The following is a 13,292-nucleotide window of genomic DNA, read 5'->3' as shown; positions in this document are numbered from 1 at the left end:
TATATTATGGTAAGTGCCCGTCGTTTTATCCGCCGCAAAGTTCCCGGGGGGAGCGAGTGGCTGACCCGTCGCTCTTTCTGGCCCCGATGGTCTACCACTACGGCTGGTCCCTGGAGGACGCCGACCGGATCGCGCAGGGGACCGTCGTCGGACACCTGCTGGAATGTGCCGGACAAATCTGCGGAGGCTACTTCGCCGATCCGGGCATAAAGGACGTGCCCGACCTTGCAAACATTGGCTTTCCCTACGCCGACATCAATTCCACGGGAAGGGCGGTGATCGGCAAAGTGGCGGGAACCGGCGGACTGATCAGCCTGGCGACCGTCAAAGAACAGCTTCTCTACGAAGTGACAGACCCGACCGGCTACGTGACGCCTGATGTCGTGGCCGATTTTACCGCGGTCTGTCTGAGGGAGGCAGGGAGTGATCAGATAGAGGTGTCAAACGGTCGGGGGAGACGAAGGCCGCAAGCGCTCAAGGTAAGCATCGGCTACCAGGCAGGCTTTCTCGGCGAGGGGGAAATTTCCTACGCCGGCTCCAATGCGGTGGCCCGGGCGAGGTTGGCAGGCGAGATCGTGCGAGAGCGGGTACAGCATCGCTGCGGGGACCTGAGAGTGGATTATATCGGCAGCACCTCCGTACACCGGCAGAGCTTTTGGCCGGATGCCAAACCCTATGAAGTCCGGCTGCGGGTGGCGGGAAAAGTGCCGACCCGCGAGCTGGCCGAGCTGATCGGCGAAGAAGTGGAAGCGCTGTACACCAATGGTCCGGCCGGCGGAGGAGGAGCCAGGAAGTACGTCAATGAGCTGATCGGGATTGTGTCTACGTTAATACCGAGAAATAAAGTTACAACTCACGTAACCGTTTTGGAGTGAAACAGATGCGAACAAAGCTGTACAAGCTGGCCCACAGCAGGGCTGGAGACAAGGGAAACACGTTGATCCTGTCCTTGATCCCGTATGATGAACAAACCTATCCGCTCCTGTGCGAGAAAGTGACGGCAGAGAGAGTGGCAGCGCATTTGCAAAACATCGTGGCGGGAAAGGTGGTTCGCTACGAGCTTCCGCATATTTCCGCCCTTCAATTCGTCTGTTCAGGTGCGCTGTTGGGAGGGGTGACGACCTCTTTGGCCATGGACATGCACGGCAAGAGCCTAAGTTCTGCCTTGCTGGAGATGGAAGTAGAGCTGCCCTGACTGTGCCCACTTTTTTTCTTGCGATCCCGCCATCTCGCCTTATAATTGAGGAGAAACAAAGTATCGCGATAGGGTGGGTGTCGGATGCGCAGAAAAAGATCGGGAAGACTCTGGCTTGGCGTGGTTCCGGCCGGATTGATCGTCGCAGCTTTTCTCATGAAGGGAAATATTGCGTTCACCAAGCTGTTTGAAGCAAAACCCGCTGACCGGGAAGTGACCCAATCCACAGGTGAGCATAGCCCGAATGGTTCAACTGGCGGCATGTCTGTAGAAACACCAGGGCCGCAAGCGGGGAACAAAGCGGAGGAAACTCCTGCTCCGGCCCCCGCAGATGCTCCCCAACCGGCCGAAGCCGGCAGCATCACGGTACTGGTAAACAAGAGCGTCCCGCTGCCTGAGGATTACGCCCCTGCAGATCTGGTGATTCCAAACGTGCCGTTCCCCTTTAAGGAAGATTTGCCCAAAAAGTACCTTCGCAAGGAAGCGGCAGAGGCGCTGGAACGCTTGTTTGCCGGAGCGAAGCGGGACGGGATGGAGCTGTACGGCATCTCGGGCTACCGTTCATACGCCACCCAAGTAGCGGTCTATAACCAAAACGTAAAAACCCAAGGGGTGGAAGCAGCAAATCGGGTGAGCGCCATCCCGGGGCACAGTGAGCACCAAACAGGACTTGCGATCGACGTATCCAGCCGAAGCGCGAAATTCGGCCTGGAGGAGGAATTCGGCGATACGCCTGAGGGAAAATGGTTGGCACAGCACGCTCCCGAGTACGGTTTTATCATCCGCTATCCCAAGGGCAAGGAAGAGATTACCGGGTACGCCTATGAGCCTTGGCATATCCGCTACGTCGGGGTGAAGGTCGCCCAGGAGGTGACACGGCAGGGGATTACCCTGGATGAGTACCTGGAAGCGTACATGCCGCAGAAAAAATAAAGCTGCGGTGCTGCAAGCCTTTTGGGTAGAATCCAGGATAAAGGAAGGGGGACTTGCGATGAAAACTGTTACTTTGGATGTGAGAGGAATGTCGTGCAATCACTGCGTCACCAGCATTGAGGGAGCGTTGAACAAAGTGGCGGGAGTCGGCCAGGCGAAGGTGGATCTGGCGGCAGGCCAGGTGATGGTATCCTTTGACGAATCTGCTGTATCGCTCGACGAAGTCAAGGAAACCGTTGAAGAACAGGGATACGATGTAGTTTGAAGAACGCGGGAAACCGTGAAGAGGGCTGTGGCGTCACCCGGACGCACAGCCCTCTTTGTCTGCCTCGAGGCCTTTTGAAGTGGTCGTTTGGTCATAGTCGCAAAGATTCATTTACATATTCCTGATCAATTGGTAGGATAAGGTACATGATTCGAGTAGAGGGGGGGCCTTCTACTCATTTTGTTGATCGGCCGCTTGTTCGTTTGCGAGCCTTTGCCGTTCGCTTTTTTTGCCGCGGCACCCTTTTGGGGATGGAATCGATGTCGATTTCGGCAAAATTCCAATCTTTGGCCTGCTGTGCGGCATCCTGGACCAGCTTTTGCGAGAGCTTTTTCACCTGCTCCATAAACGCCTGTGCCGATGCGGTTCCCTGCCCGATCTCACTCAGGCGCTGTTCCCAGCGGGCGGTCATCTCCGGGGAGGCGAGGATTTTATCCCCGATGGCTTCGATCAGGAGCATGCCTTTGGCTGTGGCGAAGACCTGATTTCGCTTCACTTCGATGTACTTTCTGTCTTTGAGCGTTCCGATTATTCCGGCGCGCGTGGCTTCAGTTCCCAGCCCTTCCGTTTTCATCAGCACCTTTTCCAGCTCTTCATTATCCAGGTGCTTGCCGGCTGTCTTCATCAGCGTGATCAGCTGCCCTTCCGTGTAGCGTTTGGGCGGCTGGGTTTTGCCCGCTTTTACCTTGACTCGCTTTACCTTGCCGGCGGCCCCTTGTGCCACCTCTGGCAGAATGGCGCCAGCTTCCTCATCTCTGTCCTCGGAAAACAGCACCTTGCGCCAACCCTCCCGGATTTGCTCCCTGCCTTTGCTGATGAATTCCGCCCGGCCGTCTACGACAGTGGTAATCGTCGTGTAGTCAAAAATGGCTGAGTCGTAATGGGCGGCGATCAGCCGGCGTACGACCAGATCGTAGAGCTTTTGTTCATCTGCGGACAGCTTCGTGATGTCTGGAACCTGTTCGGTTGGGATGATGGCGTAGTGGTCTGTCACCTTTTTCTCGTTGACAAACCGTTTATTGTGCATGATCAAGCCGACCGGAGTCGGGAATAGGTCTTTGTACGTAGGGATTTGCCCGATTTTTCGCAAGATGCTGGGAAAAGTCTGCGCCTCTCCTGGCGTCACGAAGCTGGAGTCGGAACGCGGGTAGGACAAAACTCCCGTTAGATACAATTGCTGGGCCAGGTCAAGGGTCTTCTTGGGAGAGAATTTGTACAGTTTGTTGGCTGCCGCCTGAAGTCCGGACAGATTGAAGAGATAGGGCGGCTGGTACTCTTTTCGCTCTTTGGCGATTTCCTTGACCTGGGCGGGTTTTCCCTGGCAGAAGGCGGCGATTTTTTGCGCCAGCTCTTCATTGTTCAGGCGTGATTCCCCCTCTTTTTGCCAGGTACCTTCGTACTCCTTTCCGTCGATGTGGAATGTGGCGACCACTTCCCAGAACGGCTCAGGCTTGAAGCGGGCAATTTCTTTTTCCCGTTTGACGACGAGCGCCAGCGTGGGGGTCTGCACGCGCCCGGCGGAGAAGACGTCGGAAATCCCTTTTTCCTGCAAGAGGAGGGTGTAGATGCGGGAAGCGTTCATTCCGACGAGCCAGTCTGCACAAGCGCGGCTGTAGGCTTCATAATACAGGTTTCGCGTATCCGCTTCGGACAGGAGAGAGGCGAAGCCTTCGCTGATCGCTTTTTCGGTAAGCGAGGAGATCCAGAGCCGCTTCATCGGTTTTTTTACCCCGCACAGGTTGACGATGGTGCGGATGATCAGCTCGCCCTCGCGCCCGGCGTCGCCGGCGTGAATAATCTCTGTGACGTCGGAGCGGGTCAGCAGTTGTTTGATCACGGAGAACTGCTTGGATTTGGAGCGCATGACCTGATAGCGAAACTGCTCGGGGATGATCGGCAGAGTCTGGATGCTCCACTTTTTCCAGGCCGGATTGTACTTTTCCGGGGGCACCAGTTCACAGACATGGCCGACCGCCCAGGTGACGAGCGCGCCCTTGGGAAAGAGCGGATGAGGCTGTATCTCGATGTATCCCTGCCGCTTCTTATGTGTGAATGGGCTGGCAAGTTTTGCAGCCTGGTCAGGCTTTTCCGCGATGATTACTTTCATGACAAGACTCCTTGTAGGTTCAGTGTAATGCGTCCCCCGCCAGAAGCGAATCTCCCCAAAAGCGATGGGCCAGAGGGTGCTCAGTCGAAATCGTATCACAACTTTGGCCGCAAGCACCAGAAAAAAACGGGACAGGAACGGGAATGAGGGGATGGGGAATCGTTTTCGGAAATGTTTGGGTAAATTGATAAAAAAAACCTTGACATACAATTAGTACCACTTCTAAAATAGAAACTGTTTTTAATTTGGAAATTTTAGGAGTGGAATCAATGAGGCATGTGAAATTATGGGAATCTCTTTCCCTTATCCTCGCCATCGCCGTTTGGGCGGCATGTATTCCGGCTACTGCCTTGGCGGAAGGAGAGGGCAGCCAGGATGATTACAACTGGATTGAGGGTGGAACCACTGTCGATATGGGCGACCAGTTGGCAGAACTCAAGCTGGATCCGGATCACGCGTTTCTAGGCGCGGAGGATACCAAGAAAATGATGAGCGAATCCAACAGCGTCATCTCCGGCAACGAAATTGGTTCGGTTTTTCCGATGAATCCTGAGGAAAATTGGGTGATTCTCTTCGAGTACGAGAATTCCGGGTACATAAAAGACGATGAAAAGGAATCGATCAATGCCGATGACCTGTTGGAAAGTTACAAACAGGGAACAGAGGAGCACAATGAAAACCTGCCCGACTCACAAAAGCTTTACGTGGACGGCTGGGATTTGGAGCCGCACTACGATGAAAAAACGCACAACTTGACTTGGTCGCTGCTCGGCCACAATGGACGGGGCGAAAAAATCATCAATTACAACGTTCGCCTGCTGTCCCGGAAAGGCTTTGTGTCGGCAACGCTGATCTCCGACCCAACCAGCCTGGCCAAGGACAAAGCGACGTTTACGGAAAAGGTGCTGCCTGGCTTCAGCTTTAAATCGGGAGAAAAATATGAAGATTTCGACCCCGGCACAGACAAGATGGCGGAGTATGGACTGACCGGCCTGATCCTGGGCGGGGCCGGCCTCGCGGTAGCGAAAAAGGCGGGACTGTTGGCCTTGCTCCTCGTTGTTCTGAAAAAGGCCTGGTTTTTGATCATCGCCATTCCTGTGGCCATCTGGAATTTCATCAGAAGAAAAAAACGCAAACAGGCTGACGTCGCAGCTTTGGCGGAAGCGCCGACCGAAGCGGAAAATACCGCGGCGGAATCAAATGAGAATACGACCCGGCTGTAAACCAAAACCCACGGATCATACCCGTGGGTTCTTTTCTCTATCATTGGTACGGTGACACGTTCAACAGACCGGAAACCGATCTGAAACGGTACCCCTGCTCCCGCAGACGCACAATGATCTGCGGCAGTGCCCGAACGGTATTCGCCAAGCCCCTCCGGCCGCCGAAGCAGTGCTGCAAGATGATTCCTCCCGGTGCTGTTTCGCGCAGCACAGTGGCGGCAACCTGCCTTCCGGATATTCCCGTCCAGTCCCGGCTGTCTACGCTCCAGAGGATGATCTTCTGGTCCAGCGAGGCGAGGATTTGGATAACCTCCGGATTAAGCTCTCCGTAGGGAGGGCGGAACAGACAGGGTCTTGCTCCTGTCAGGCGGTAGATTTCCGCTGACGTCTGCTCGACCTGTTCTCGGACCTGATCCGGCGAAATCTTTGTCAAATCAGGGTGGCTCCAGCTGTGGTTGCCGATGATGTGGCCTTCGGCAAAGATGCGTTTCAATACGTGGGGATGGGAGCGGATTTGGGTTCCGACGCACATGAAGGTAGCTTTTACCCGGTAAGCGGAGAGGATGTCCAGGATTTGCGGTGTCCAGGTTTGATCGGGACCATCGTCAAACGTTAATGCCGCTTCCATGCTGGCAGGTCCATTGGAAAAGATCTGTTCAGGATAGACGGAGCTCCAACTGGCAGCTTTGAACCGCATCGGCATCATCCTTTCCCGCTGATGGCATCGGGGTAATCCCTCAACATAGGTGTATGATCAAAAAAGGATAGAATGCCTGAGTTGATTCATTTGCAAAAGGCACCGCCAGCGGTCCGTTCATGCCGGAAGCCAGTGGCGGTGCCAGGCAGTTCGCAGATTATTCGGTTCGTACCGCCGTGCCGCTGACTGCTACCATCAGCATGCCTTCGCGGATCACTTCGTAGTCGACGTCAATTCCGACGATGGCGTTCGCTCCTTTTTGCCTCGCCCGGTCCATCATCTCTTTCGTGGCAATGTCCCGCGCTTCGGCCAGCTTGGTTTCGTACGCGCCGGAACGTCCCCCTACGATGTCGGTAATCGAAGCGAAGAGGTCCCGCACGATATTTGCCCCCATGATCGCCTCGCCGTTGACCAGCCCGAGGTACTCCCTGATTGGCCTTCCTTCGATATTGTTGGTTGTCGTCAAAATCATTCTTTCATCCTCCTTTTCAGTCCCAGTATGTCTAACGATTATCCTGTCAAAAAGTTGCAGCTTTTAGCCGTTTCAAAAAAACATTTGTCTCGACAAAAGAAGAAGGGATATATGCCCAGCGTTCGACAGCCTTTCTTTGCCAAATCGGCTATACTTCTTTTCGAACATAAGGCATACGATGATTCAAGCAGCACTACTTTGCAAGCCATGCCTTCGCGGAAAGGGGGAAATTTCATGAAAGAGCTGACCCATTCGGACGGGAAACTGCCGTCGTTTCGCGGTGAAAATGCGATCGAATGCAAACCCCACAGCCCGACGGTCCTTTACGTCTGCTGGGACATCGCCAGGTCCCGGATGCGCATGGTCGCGTCCTATTTGCAGGCGGACAGCGTTCTGATCAAAAAAGGGATTCGGCTGTACGATGTGACCGGCCGCTGCTTTGACGGAGCCAGCGTCCGCAACAGCCGCGATATCATCGTCGATCAAGAGGCGAGCTCATGGTACATACCAGACGTTGTGCCTGGGCACACGTACATCGCCGATTTTGGTCTGTTCCACGGCGAGCGATTTTGTCCGATCCTGCGCTCTGAGCCGGCAGCCGCTCCCCGCAGCCAGCCTTCCGCGTGGTCGCGGCCGAGGGGAAGCCGCAACCTGCCCGCTGCAGGGAAACAAGCTGCAACGACATAGGAAAAACCTTGAAAAGCGACGAGGGAGGAACAGGCATGAGCCGACGGATCACATTTGGCACAGATGGATGGCGGGCAGTGTTCGCCGATGGGTTCACGGTCGAAAACGTCCGCATTGCCGCACAGGCGATCGCTGCATTAACCGTGGAAAAGGGGCAGCAGGAGCAGGGGATTATTGTCGGTTACGACACGCGTTTCATGGGGCGGTCGTTTGCCGAGGAGGTCGTTCGCACCCTGACGGCGAACGAGATCAAGACGTACATTGTAAATGAAGCGACGCCCACACCGGTGGTCGCTTTTGGCGTAAAGAACTTCGCCGCCAGCGGGGCTGTCGTTGTCACCGCCAGCCACAACCCCCCTGAGTACAACGGGATCAAGTACATCCCCGATTACGCCGGCCCGGCTAATCCCGAGATTACCGAGCGGATCGAAGCATTGATCCGAGAGATTCAGGAGACAGGCCAGGTGAAGCTGATCAGCAAGGAGGAGGCGATCGCCCGCAGACTGATGCGCCATATCTATCTGCGGCCGCACTACGAGGCTCATCTCCGCCGGATGATTCACTTCGACGTGATCAAACAAGCGGGTCTTCGCGTTGTCGTCGATCCGATGCACGGCGCAGGAATCGGATACGTCAGCCGGATGCTGGCCGAGGCAGGAGCAGAAGTAACCGCTATACGCAGCAATGCCGATCCGCTCTTTGGCGGCGATCTGCCTGAACCGACAGAGCGGCGGCTGAAGGGCCTGGCTGAAGAGGTGGTCAGACAGCGCGCTGACCTCGGGTTGGCTACCGACGGTGACGCCGATCGTTTCGGCGTCGTCGACCATACCGGGAAGTACGTTTCCGCCAATCAAATCCTGTCGCTTTTGACCCGCCACCTGGTGAAGAACCGCGGACAGGTCGGGCGGGTGGTGCGGACCGTAGCTACAACCCACCTGATCGATCGAATCGCCGGAAAATACGGTCTGGGGGTGACGGAGACGCCGGTCGGTTTCAAGTACATCGGCGCAGAAATGCTGCAGGGGGACGTATTGATTGGTGCCGAGGAGAGCGGCGGCGGAAGTGTCAGCGGCCATATTCCCGAGAAGGATGGCATTTTGCTCAATCTGTTGGTCGCGGAGATGTGCGCTTGGGAGCGAAAAAGCCTTGAACAGATGCTCTCGGATTTGCATGACGAGGTTGGCAGACTGTACAGCACGCGCCTGGACGTCAGGCTTGACGGGCAGGCGGCGAGGATGAAAAGCTTCCTGCAGACACCGCCTCGGCAGGTTGGGCCATACAGGGTAAAGGAGGCGGTAGAGTGTGACGGAGTGAAGCTGCTGCTCGAACAAGGGCATTGGATGCTAATCCGCCCATCCGGCACGGAGCCGCTGCTGCGCATATACTGCGAAGCGGCTAATCGGGAAGCTTTTGCGGATCTATGCGAGGCCGTGGAAGATTGGCGCGCAGGATATTGAACTGCTGAACTCCAGGGCCGACCGGAGTCTGTCTTTGGCGGCCCCGGATCAGTGGGGATAGCGCATCCCGTCAAAGCCAAACAGTTCTCTGATTTCCACGTACTTTTGCATCGGCACGTTCGGGAAGACAATCGCGAGTTCTCCTTCATTGATCTCCAGCTTGTTGCCGGGGGACTCAATCGTATGCGGTATCTCCATGGCGTGCAAGGCCTTGGTCATATAAGCGGCCTCGTCCCATGTCACGATGTAGTAAAACTGTTTGTCCTCCAACTTCTTCACGCTCCTTTGCTCCACATCATATCACATCCGGGATTCATCTTTACAACCGAACATCGTTCTGTTATGCTTTGAACAGAACGATGTTCGGTTTTTCTGTGAGAAAAGCCAGGATGGGGATGATTGCGTGACAAGCGACCTTACCAGCAAGACGACACTTCAGACTCTCAGGGAGACGACAGAGCAGCTCGTGGCCGAAAAAGGCTGTCAATCGACGACGATCCGTGACATCGTCAAACGGGCGGGTGTGTCGATGGGAGGCATCTACCACTACGTCAGAAGCAAAGACGAGTTGTTCGGGCTTATCCTGCAAGCGCGTATCGAAGAGATTGACCGGCGTTTTCGGGAAGCGGTCTCCCGGGCGGCATGCGGAGATCTGCACAGCCCGCTGCATGTCATCGTCGACGGATTTATGCGGCTCATCACCGAAGAGACACAGGTGTTTCGCAAGGTGCTGCTCTATCTGGTCAGCCGGCAGGACAATCCGGAAATCGCCAAGGTATTGTCCGACTTCCACGCCAAATGGCGGGAGATCTGTGAGACGTGGATTGAGGTGGGGAAGGCAGGCGGAGCGATTCCTGCTGCGCTGCCTGCACAGGAGGCCGGTTCTCTTTTGGTTACGTTCTACCTGGGAGTGCTCATCGAAAGTTCCCTCTCTGTCACCGGGCAGTGCAAGCAGAGGATATTCAGGTTTACGGAAGGGGTACTGACCCAGCCGCAACGCCTATAAATAAAGGAGGAAATCTGATGACGGAAAAAGTGGTCGCCGGACGGTTTACCGCACAGTATGACGAGCCGTTTGTCGTGTTTCTCATCGGCATGCGGATCAACCGCCTCTTCGCCGTTCACAAGTGGCTGCCTGTGTTTCAGGCGATGGCGCCGATGATGCGCGAACTGTATCAGCATCCGGAGAGCGGCTTTCTCGGGGCGGAATACTTTCTCATGTGGCGGGGGACCATGATGGTCCAGTATTGGAAGTCGTTTGAGCAGTTGGAGACATACGCCCGGGGCGGACTGCATCTTGAAGCGTGGAAAAGGTTCAACCAATCCGTCGGCACGGACGGGACGGTAGGGATCTACCACGAGACGTATCTCGTCGAAGCGGGACGGTATGAATGCCTGTACAGCAACATGCCTCCCTTCGGTTTCGCCAAGGCCACCAGCCGTGTGCCGGCACTCGGCCGCAAGGAGACGGCGAGGAAGCGCTTGGGCGGCGAGAGCGAACCTGCGGTGCCGACTCCGCCAAATCCCTGAGCCACCCGGTTGGCAAGCGGGATTCTTGACCAACGATAAAGGAGGAGAGCTGCGGGTGAGTTTATTTGACATGATGCTTGTGCTGCACATCACAGCCGGCAGTATTTGTCTGGCTGCAGGCGCGCTGGCCGCAGGGGTGAAGAAAAGAAAAGGATTCACTCCTTCCCTGTGGCTGTGGTTCCTTCCGACGATCATTGGCACGCCGATCATTTCTTTGGTCAGCCGGCGCTACACAAAGTCAAATCAATCGAACAAGACATGGTAAGCGGCGCCATGGGTTTGGTTGCCACGCCAGGTGGGCTATGGTACAATTCGTGTGTCTATCTGCGTTATGGTAAGGAGGAGCTTGCGTGCTCTACTATGTGATAGCACTCATCGTCATTGCATTGGACCAGGCAACGAAGTACGCGGTTGTGAAAAAGATGGCTCTCGGCGAATCAATTCCGCTCATCCCCGGCGTGTTTCACTTGACTTCCCATCGCAATATGGGAGCGGCGTTCGGGATTTTGCAAAACCAGCGCTGGCTGTTTGTGGTGATTACCCTCGTCGTCGTAGCGGGGATTATTGTCACACTCTACCGAATCGGCCGCAAACTGCCGGTCACGTCGCTTGGCCTCGCGCTAGTCCTGGGCGGAGCGATCGGCAATTTTATCGACCGGGTCAGCACGGGACAGGTGGTTGACTTTCTCGACTTCACGCTGATCAACTTCCCGATATTTAACGTCGCCGATTCGGCCATTACCATCGGGGTCGTCCTGCTTCTGTGGGATGTTCTCACGGAATCGCGGCGGAACCGACGGTAAGGGCATGCTAACGAAGAAACGCGACAAGGAGTACGAGATGAACGAAACAACACCCTTTGAACGATACGATTGGACAGTCGATCCGGCAGATCAAGGAGAGCGGATCGACAAGTTCATCGCCATGCAGGATCAGGACTGGTCCCGCTCCCAGGTTCAGACCTGGATCAAGGAAGAGCGCGTAACGGTAAATGGTCAGCCGGTCAAAAACAACTACAAGCTGGCCGCGGAAGACGAGGTTACCCTGCGCGTTCCGCCGCCGAAGGAGCTCGACATCAAGCCGGAGGCGATCCCGCTGGACATCGTCTACGAAGACGCCGACCTGATTGTGGTCAACAAGCCCCGCGGCCTGGTGGTGCATCCCGCGCCGGGGCACTACAGCGGCACCATGGTAAACGGCCTGCTGTATCACTGCCGCGACTTGTCCGGGATTAACGGAGTGCTGCGGCCGGGCATCGTCCACCGCATTGACAAGGATACCTCGGGTTTGCTGGTGGTGGCGAAGAACGACAAGGCTCACCTCGGTCTGGCCGAACAGCTGAAAGAGCATACGGTAAACCGCAAGTACGTGGCGATTGTCCACGGCGTGATTCCCCACGAAATGGGGACGATCGACGCCCCGATCGGGCGCGACCCGAAAAACCGGCAGCAAATGGCCGTCGTCTTTGAGAACAGCAAACCGGCCGTCACTCACTTTGTCGTGCTGGAGCGGTTTAAAGGGTACACTTTGGTGGAATGTAAACTGGAAACGGGGCGGACGCATCAAATTCGCGTACATATGAAGTACATTGGTTATCCGTTGGTAGGGGATCCGAAATACGGGCAAAAAGATCGGCTAGAGATAGAAGGACAAGCGCTCCATGCCAAAACGCTTGGATTTGTCCATCCGCGAACAAAAGAATATCTTGAATTTGATGCGCCGCTGCCAGATGAGCTCAGCGATCTGCTCGCTTATTTGCGCCAGCTCTAACGATACGCCGGGATTTCTCGGCGTGTTTTTTTTGATTGGTCTCCTGGAAAATGCAACCACCACTCACCCGCTGGGCGACAGGGAGCTGCGCGAGGTTTCCTGGATGCCGGACGGCCAAAGCTTGCTGGTGTCCACCGCTGCCGACAAGGAGGCGCCGATCCGGATCATGAAAACGGATCTGACCGGAAAGCTGCTGGAAACCTATCAAATCGGCGAGAAGCAGACAGCGAATGCGGAGACGTACTTTGAGCAATTCCAGGCAGACGGCATTACGGTTTCGCCGGACGGACGCTACGCCGCCTTTTTTGTCAGGCCAAACTCTGCGTCGATCGCAGCCGACGGGGTAGGAATCTACTTGCTCGACATGCAGCAGCCGGCAAGAGCGGAAGCGGTGAGCGGCGGTTTGGGCTACCCCGAATGGTTTGCCTGGTCGCCCGACAGCAGCAAGCTGGCTGTGATCAAGGGAAGGGGCAGAGAGGCGACTGACAATAAATCCCTGGCTGTTGTCACTGCGTCCGACTTCAAGGTGATCGAGGCAGGCCTAACAGGGTTTGTCGATTCCTGGCCGGTCTGGTCGAATCCAGACGCCGGCAAGCTCTACTTCACCCGCGGAAAGGGCAGCACCGCATGGCTTGGCAAATACAACCCGGAGGAAGTGATGGTGCCGGGGCAGCGGATATGGGAGCGCGGGTCCGACGGGAAAGAACAGCCGGTGACGCAAGGCTCCGCCAAGACGGCTGACTACTATCCGGCGGTTTCACCCGATGGCAGGCAGCTGCTCTTCGTCCGGATGGACGGGGCTGAACACGGCTCGCTCTACGTTACATCGGCGGGCAGCAGGCAGGAGACGGAACTGCTGCGCCACCTTGCCGGTGACAGCGGCTTTTACGGCAATTACCTGCCGAAGTGGATCGCGGTGTACTGGCAAAAAGAAACGAAAATGACGGGTTGACTCC

17 protein-coding genes are annotated in these 13,292 nt (G+C 55.9%); 13 read left to right on the top strand and 4 right to left on the bottom strand.

Annotated features, from left to right (window positions below):
• The first annotated feature begins 56 nt into the window (after window positions 1–56).
• From HGBM_RS27020 to copZ, 4 genes are all read left to right on the top strand, one after another.
• A complete protein-coding gene (locus HGBM_RS27020) occupies window positions 57–875 on the top strand; it encodes an acyclic terpene utilization AtuA family protein (RefSeq protein WP_019120641.1) in 819 nt (272 codons plus the stop codon).
• A 5-nt stretch (window positions 876–880) separates the two neighbouring features.
• Complete coding sequence (locus HGBM_RS08345) at window positions 881–1,195, top strand: AtuA-related protein (protein WP_019120640.1); 315 nt, start codon at window positions 881–883, stop codon at window positions 1,193–1,195.
• Between the two features lie 84 nt (window positions 1,196–1,279).
• A complete protein-coding gene (locus tag HGBM_RS08340) occupies window positions 1,280–2,128 on the top strand; it encodes a M15 family metallopeptidase (protein ID WP_019120639.1) in 849 nt (282 codons plus the stop codon).
• 58 nt (window positions 2,129–2,186) lie between these two features.
• On the top strand, window positions 2,187–2,393 hold the full coding sequence (copZ, locus tag HGBM_RS08335; RefSeq protein ID WP_019120638.1) for a copper chaperone CopZ: 207 nt from the start codon (window positions 2,187–2,189) through the stop codon (window positions 2,391–2,393).
• Window positions 2,394–2,568: 175 nt separating this feature from the next.
• On the opposite strand, the gene HGBM_RS27015 is transcribed toward copZ, so the two are convergent.
• Window positions 2,569–4,500, bottom strand: a complete 1,932-nt coding sequence (locus HGBM_RS27015; protein ID WP_019120637.1) for a DNA topoisomerase III — start codon at window positions 4,498–4,500, stop codon at window positions 2,569–2,571.
• Window positions 4,501–4,769: 269 nt separating this feature from the next.
• Here HGBM_RS27015 and HGBM_RS08325 point away from each other — a divergent pair, with 269 nt between their 5' ends.
• Entirely contained in the window at window positions 4,770–5,723 is a 954-nt protein-coding gene (locus HGBM_RS08325) for a DUF2167 domain-containing protein (protein WP_019120636.1), read from the top strand.
• 40 nt (window positions 5,724–5,763) lie between these two features.
• Here the strand turns inward: HGBM_RS08325 and HGBM_RS08320 are convergent, their stop codons facing one another.
• Together HGBM_RS08320 and HGBM_RS08315 are read right to left on the bottom strand one after the other, a co-directional pair.
• Window positions 5,764–6,420 carry a polysaccharide deacetylase family protein gene (locus HGBM_RS08320; RefSeq protein WP_019120635.1) on the bottom strand — a complete coding sequence of 219 codons (657 nt, stop codon included), beginning with the start codon at window positions 6,418–6,420 and terminating at the stop codon, window positions 5,764–5,766.
• 157 nt (window positions 6,421–6,577) lie between these two features.
• Window positions 6,578–6,892, bottom strand: a complete 315-nt coding sequence (locus HGBM_RS08315; protein WP_019120634.1) for a YbjQ family protein — start codon at window positions 6,890–6,892, stop codon at window positions 6,578–6,580.
• A gap of 234 nt (window positions 6,893–7,126) precedes the next feature.
• Between HGBM_RS08315 and HGBM_RS27010 the strand changes: the two genes are divergently transcribed.
• Both HGBM_RS27010 and HGBM_RS08305 read left to right on the top strand, forming a co-directional pair.
• Window positions 7,127–7,579, top strand: a complete 453-nt coding sequence (locus HGBM_RS27010; RefSeq protein WP_019120633.1) for a DUF4912 domain-containing protein — start codon at window positions 7,127–7,129, stop codon at window positions 7,577–7,579.
• A 35-nt stretch (window positions 7,580–7,614) separates the two neighbouring features.
• Window positions 7,615–9,036, top strand: a complete 1,422-nt coding sequence (locus tag HGBM_RS08305) for a phosphoglucomutase/phosphomannomutase family protein (RefSeq protein ID WP_019120632.1) — start codon at window positions 7,615–7,617, stop codon at window positions 9,034–9,036.
• Window positions 9,037–9,084: 48 nt separating this feature from the next.
• Here HGBM_RS08305 and HGBM_RS30950 read toward each other — a convergent pair whose 3' ends face one another.
• Window positions 9,085–9,315 (bottom strand): hypothetical protein, encoded by a 231-nt coding sequence (locus tag HGBM_RS30950; RefSeq protein ID WP_019120631.1) that lies wholly within the window; start codon window positions 9,313–9,315, stop codon window positions 9,085–9,087.
• Between the two features lie 124 nt (window positions 9,316–9,439).
• On the opposite strand from HGBM_RS30950, the gene HGBM_RS27005 reads away from it, so the two are divergent.
• From HGBM_RS27005 to HGBM_RS27000, 6 genes are all read left to right on the top strand, one after another.
• A complete protein-coding gene (locus tag HGBM_RS27005) occupies window positions 9,440–10,042 on the top strand; it encodes a TetR/AcrR family transcriptional regulator (RefSeq protein WP_019120630.1) in 603 nt (200 codons plus the stop codon).
• A gap of 17 nt (window positions 10,043–10,059) precedes the next feature.
• Entirely contained in the window at window positions 10,060–10,566 is a 507-nt protein-coding gene (locus tag HGBM_RS08290; protein WP_019120629.1) for a DUF4188 domain-containing protein, read from the top strand.
• 55 nt (window positions 10,567–10,621) lie between these two features.
• On the top strand, window positions 10,622–10,831 hold the full coding sequence (locus HGBM_RS08285) for a hypothetical protein (RefSeq protein WP_019120628.1): 210 nt from the start codon (window positions 10,622–10,624) through the stop codon (window positions 10,829–10,831).
• 85 nt (window positions 10,832–10,916) lie between these two features.
• Window positions 10,917–11,369: a signal peptidase II gene (gene lspA / locus HGBM_RS08280; RefSeq protein WP_019120627.1), complete on the top strand. Its 453-nt coding sequence runs from the start codon at window positions 10,917–10,919 to the stop codon at window positions 11,367–11,369.
• Between the two features lie 37 nt (window positions 11,370–11,406).
• On the top strand, window positions 11,407–12,336 hold the full coding sequence (locus HGBM_RS08275; RefSeq protein ID WP_019120626.1) for an RluA family pseudouridine synthase: 930 nt from the start codon (window positions 11,407–11,409) through the stop codon (window positions 12,334–12,336).
• The gene (locus HGBM_RS27000; RefSeq protein ID WP_147512833.1) at window positions 12,227–13,288 is read left to right on the top strand and encodes a TolB family protein; all 1,062 of its coding nucleotides are present in this window, start codon (window positions 12,227–12,229) and stop codon (window positions 13,286–13,288) included. Before HGBM_RS08275 ends, HGBM_RS27000 begins: the two co-directional genes overlap by 110 nt.
• The last annotated feature ends 4 nt before the right edge of the window (window positions 13,289–13,292 follow it).

This window comes from Brevibacillus massiliensis, assembly GCF_000311785.1.
Classification (GTDB): Bacteria; Bacillota; Bacilli; order Brevibacillales; family Brevibacillaceae; genus Brevibacillus_C; species Brevibacillus_C massiliensis.
The sequence above is the reverse complement of the archived record's forward strand: the minus strand, read 5'-3'. Positions and strand labels throughout refer to the sequence as shown.

Excerpts from the sequence above, each read along its gene's own strand:
- HGBM_RS08345 (WP_019120640.1), top strand. The coding sequence starts at position 881 with ATGCGAACAAAGCTGTACAAGCTGGCCCACAGCAGGGCTGGAGACAAG.
- HGBM_RS08340 (WP_019120639.1), top strand. The coding sequence starts at position 1,280 with ATGCGCAGAAAAAGATCGGGAAGACTCTGGCTTGGCGTGGTTCCGGCC.
- copZ (WP_019120638.1), top strand. The coding sequence starts at position 2,187 with ATGAAAACTGTTACTTTGGATGTGAGAGGAATGTCGTGCAATCACTGC.
- HGBM_RS27015 (WP_019120637.1), bottom strand. The coding sequence starts at position 4,500 with ATGAAAGTAATCATCGCGGAAAAGCCTGACCAGGCTGCAAAACTTGCC.
- HGBM_RS08325 (WP_019120636.1), top strand. The coding sequence starts at position 4,770 with ATGAGGCATGTGAAATTATGGGAATCTCTTTCCCTTATCCTCGCCATC.
- HGBM_RS08320 (WP_019120635.1), bottom strand. The coding sequence starts at position 6,420 with ATGCGGTTCAAAGCTGCCAGTTGGAGCTCCGTCTATCCTGAACAGATC.
- HGBM_RS08315 (WP_019120634.1), bottom strand. The coding sequence starts at position 6,892 with ATGATTTTGACGACAACCAACAATATCGAAGGAAGGCCAATCAGGGAG.
- HGBM_RS27010 (WP_019120633.1), top strand. The coding sequence starts at position 7,127 with ATGAAAGAGCTGACCCATTCGGACGGGAAACTGCCGTCGTTTCGCGGT.
- HGBM_RS08305 (WP_019120632.1), top strand. The coding sequence starts at position 7,615 with ATGAGCCGACGGATCACATTTGGCACAGATGGATGGCGGGCAGTGTTC.
- HGBM_RS08290 (WP_019120629.1), top strand. The coding sequence starts at position 10,060 with ATGACGGAAAAAGTGGTCGCCGGACGGTTTACCGCACAGTATGACGAG.
- HGBM_RS08275 (WP_019120626.1), top strand. The coding sequence starts at position 11,407 with ATGAACGAAACAACACCCTTTGAACGATACGATTGGACAGTCGATCCG.
- HGBM_RS27000 (WP_147512833.1), top strand. The coding sequence starts at position 12,227 with ATGCCAAAACGCTTGGATTTGTCCATCCGCGAACAAAAGAATATCTTG.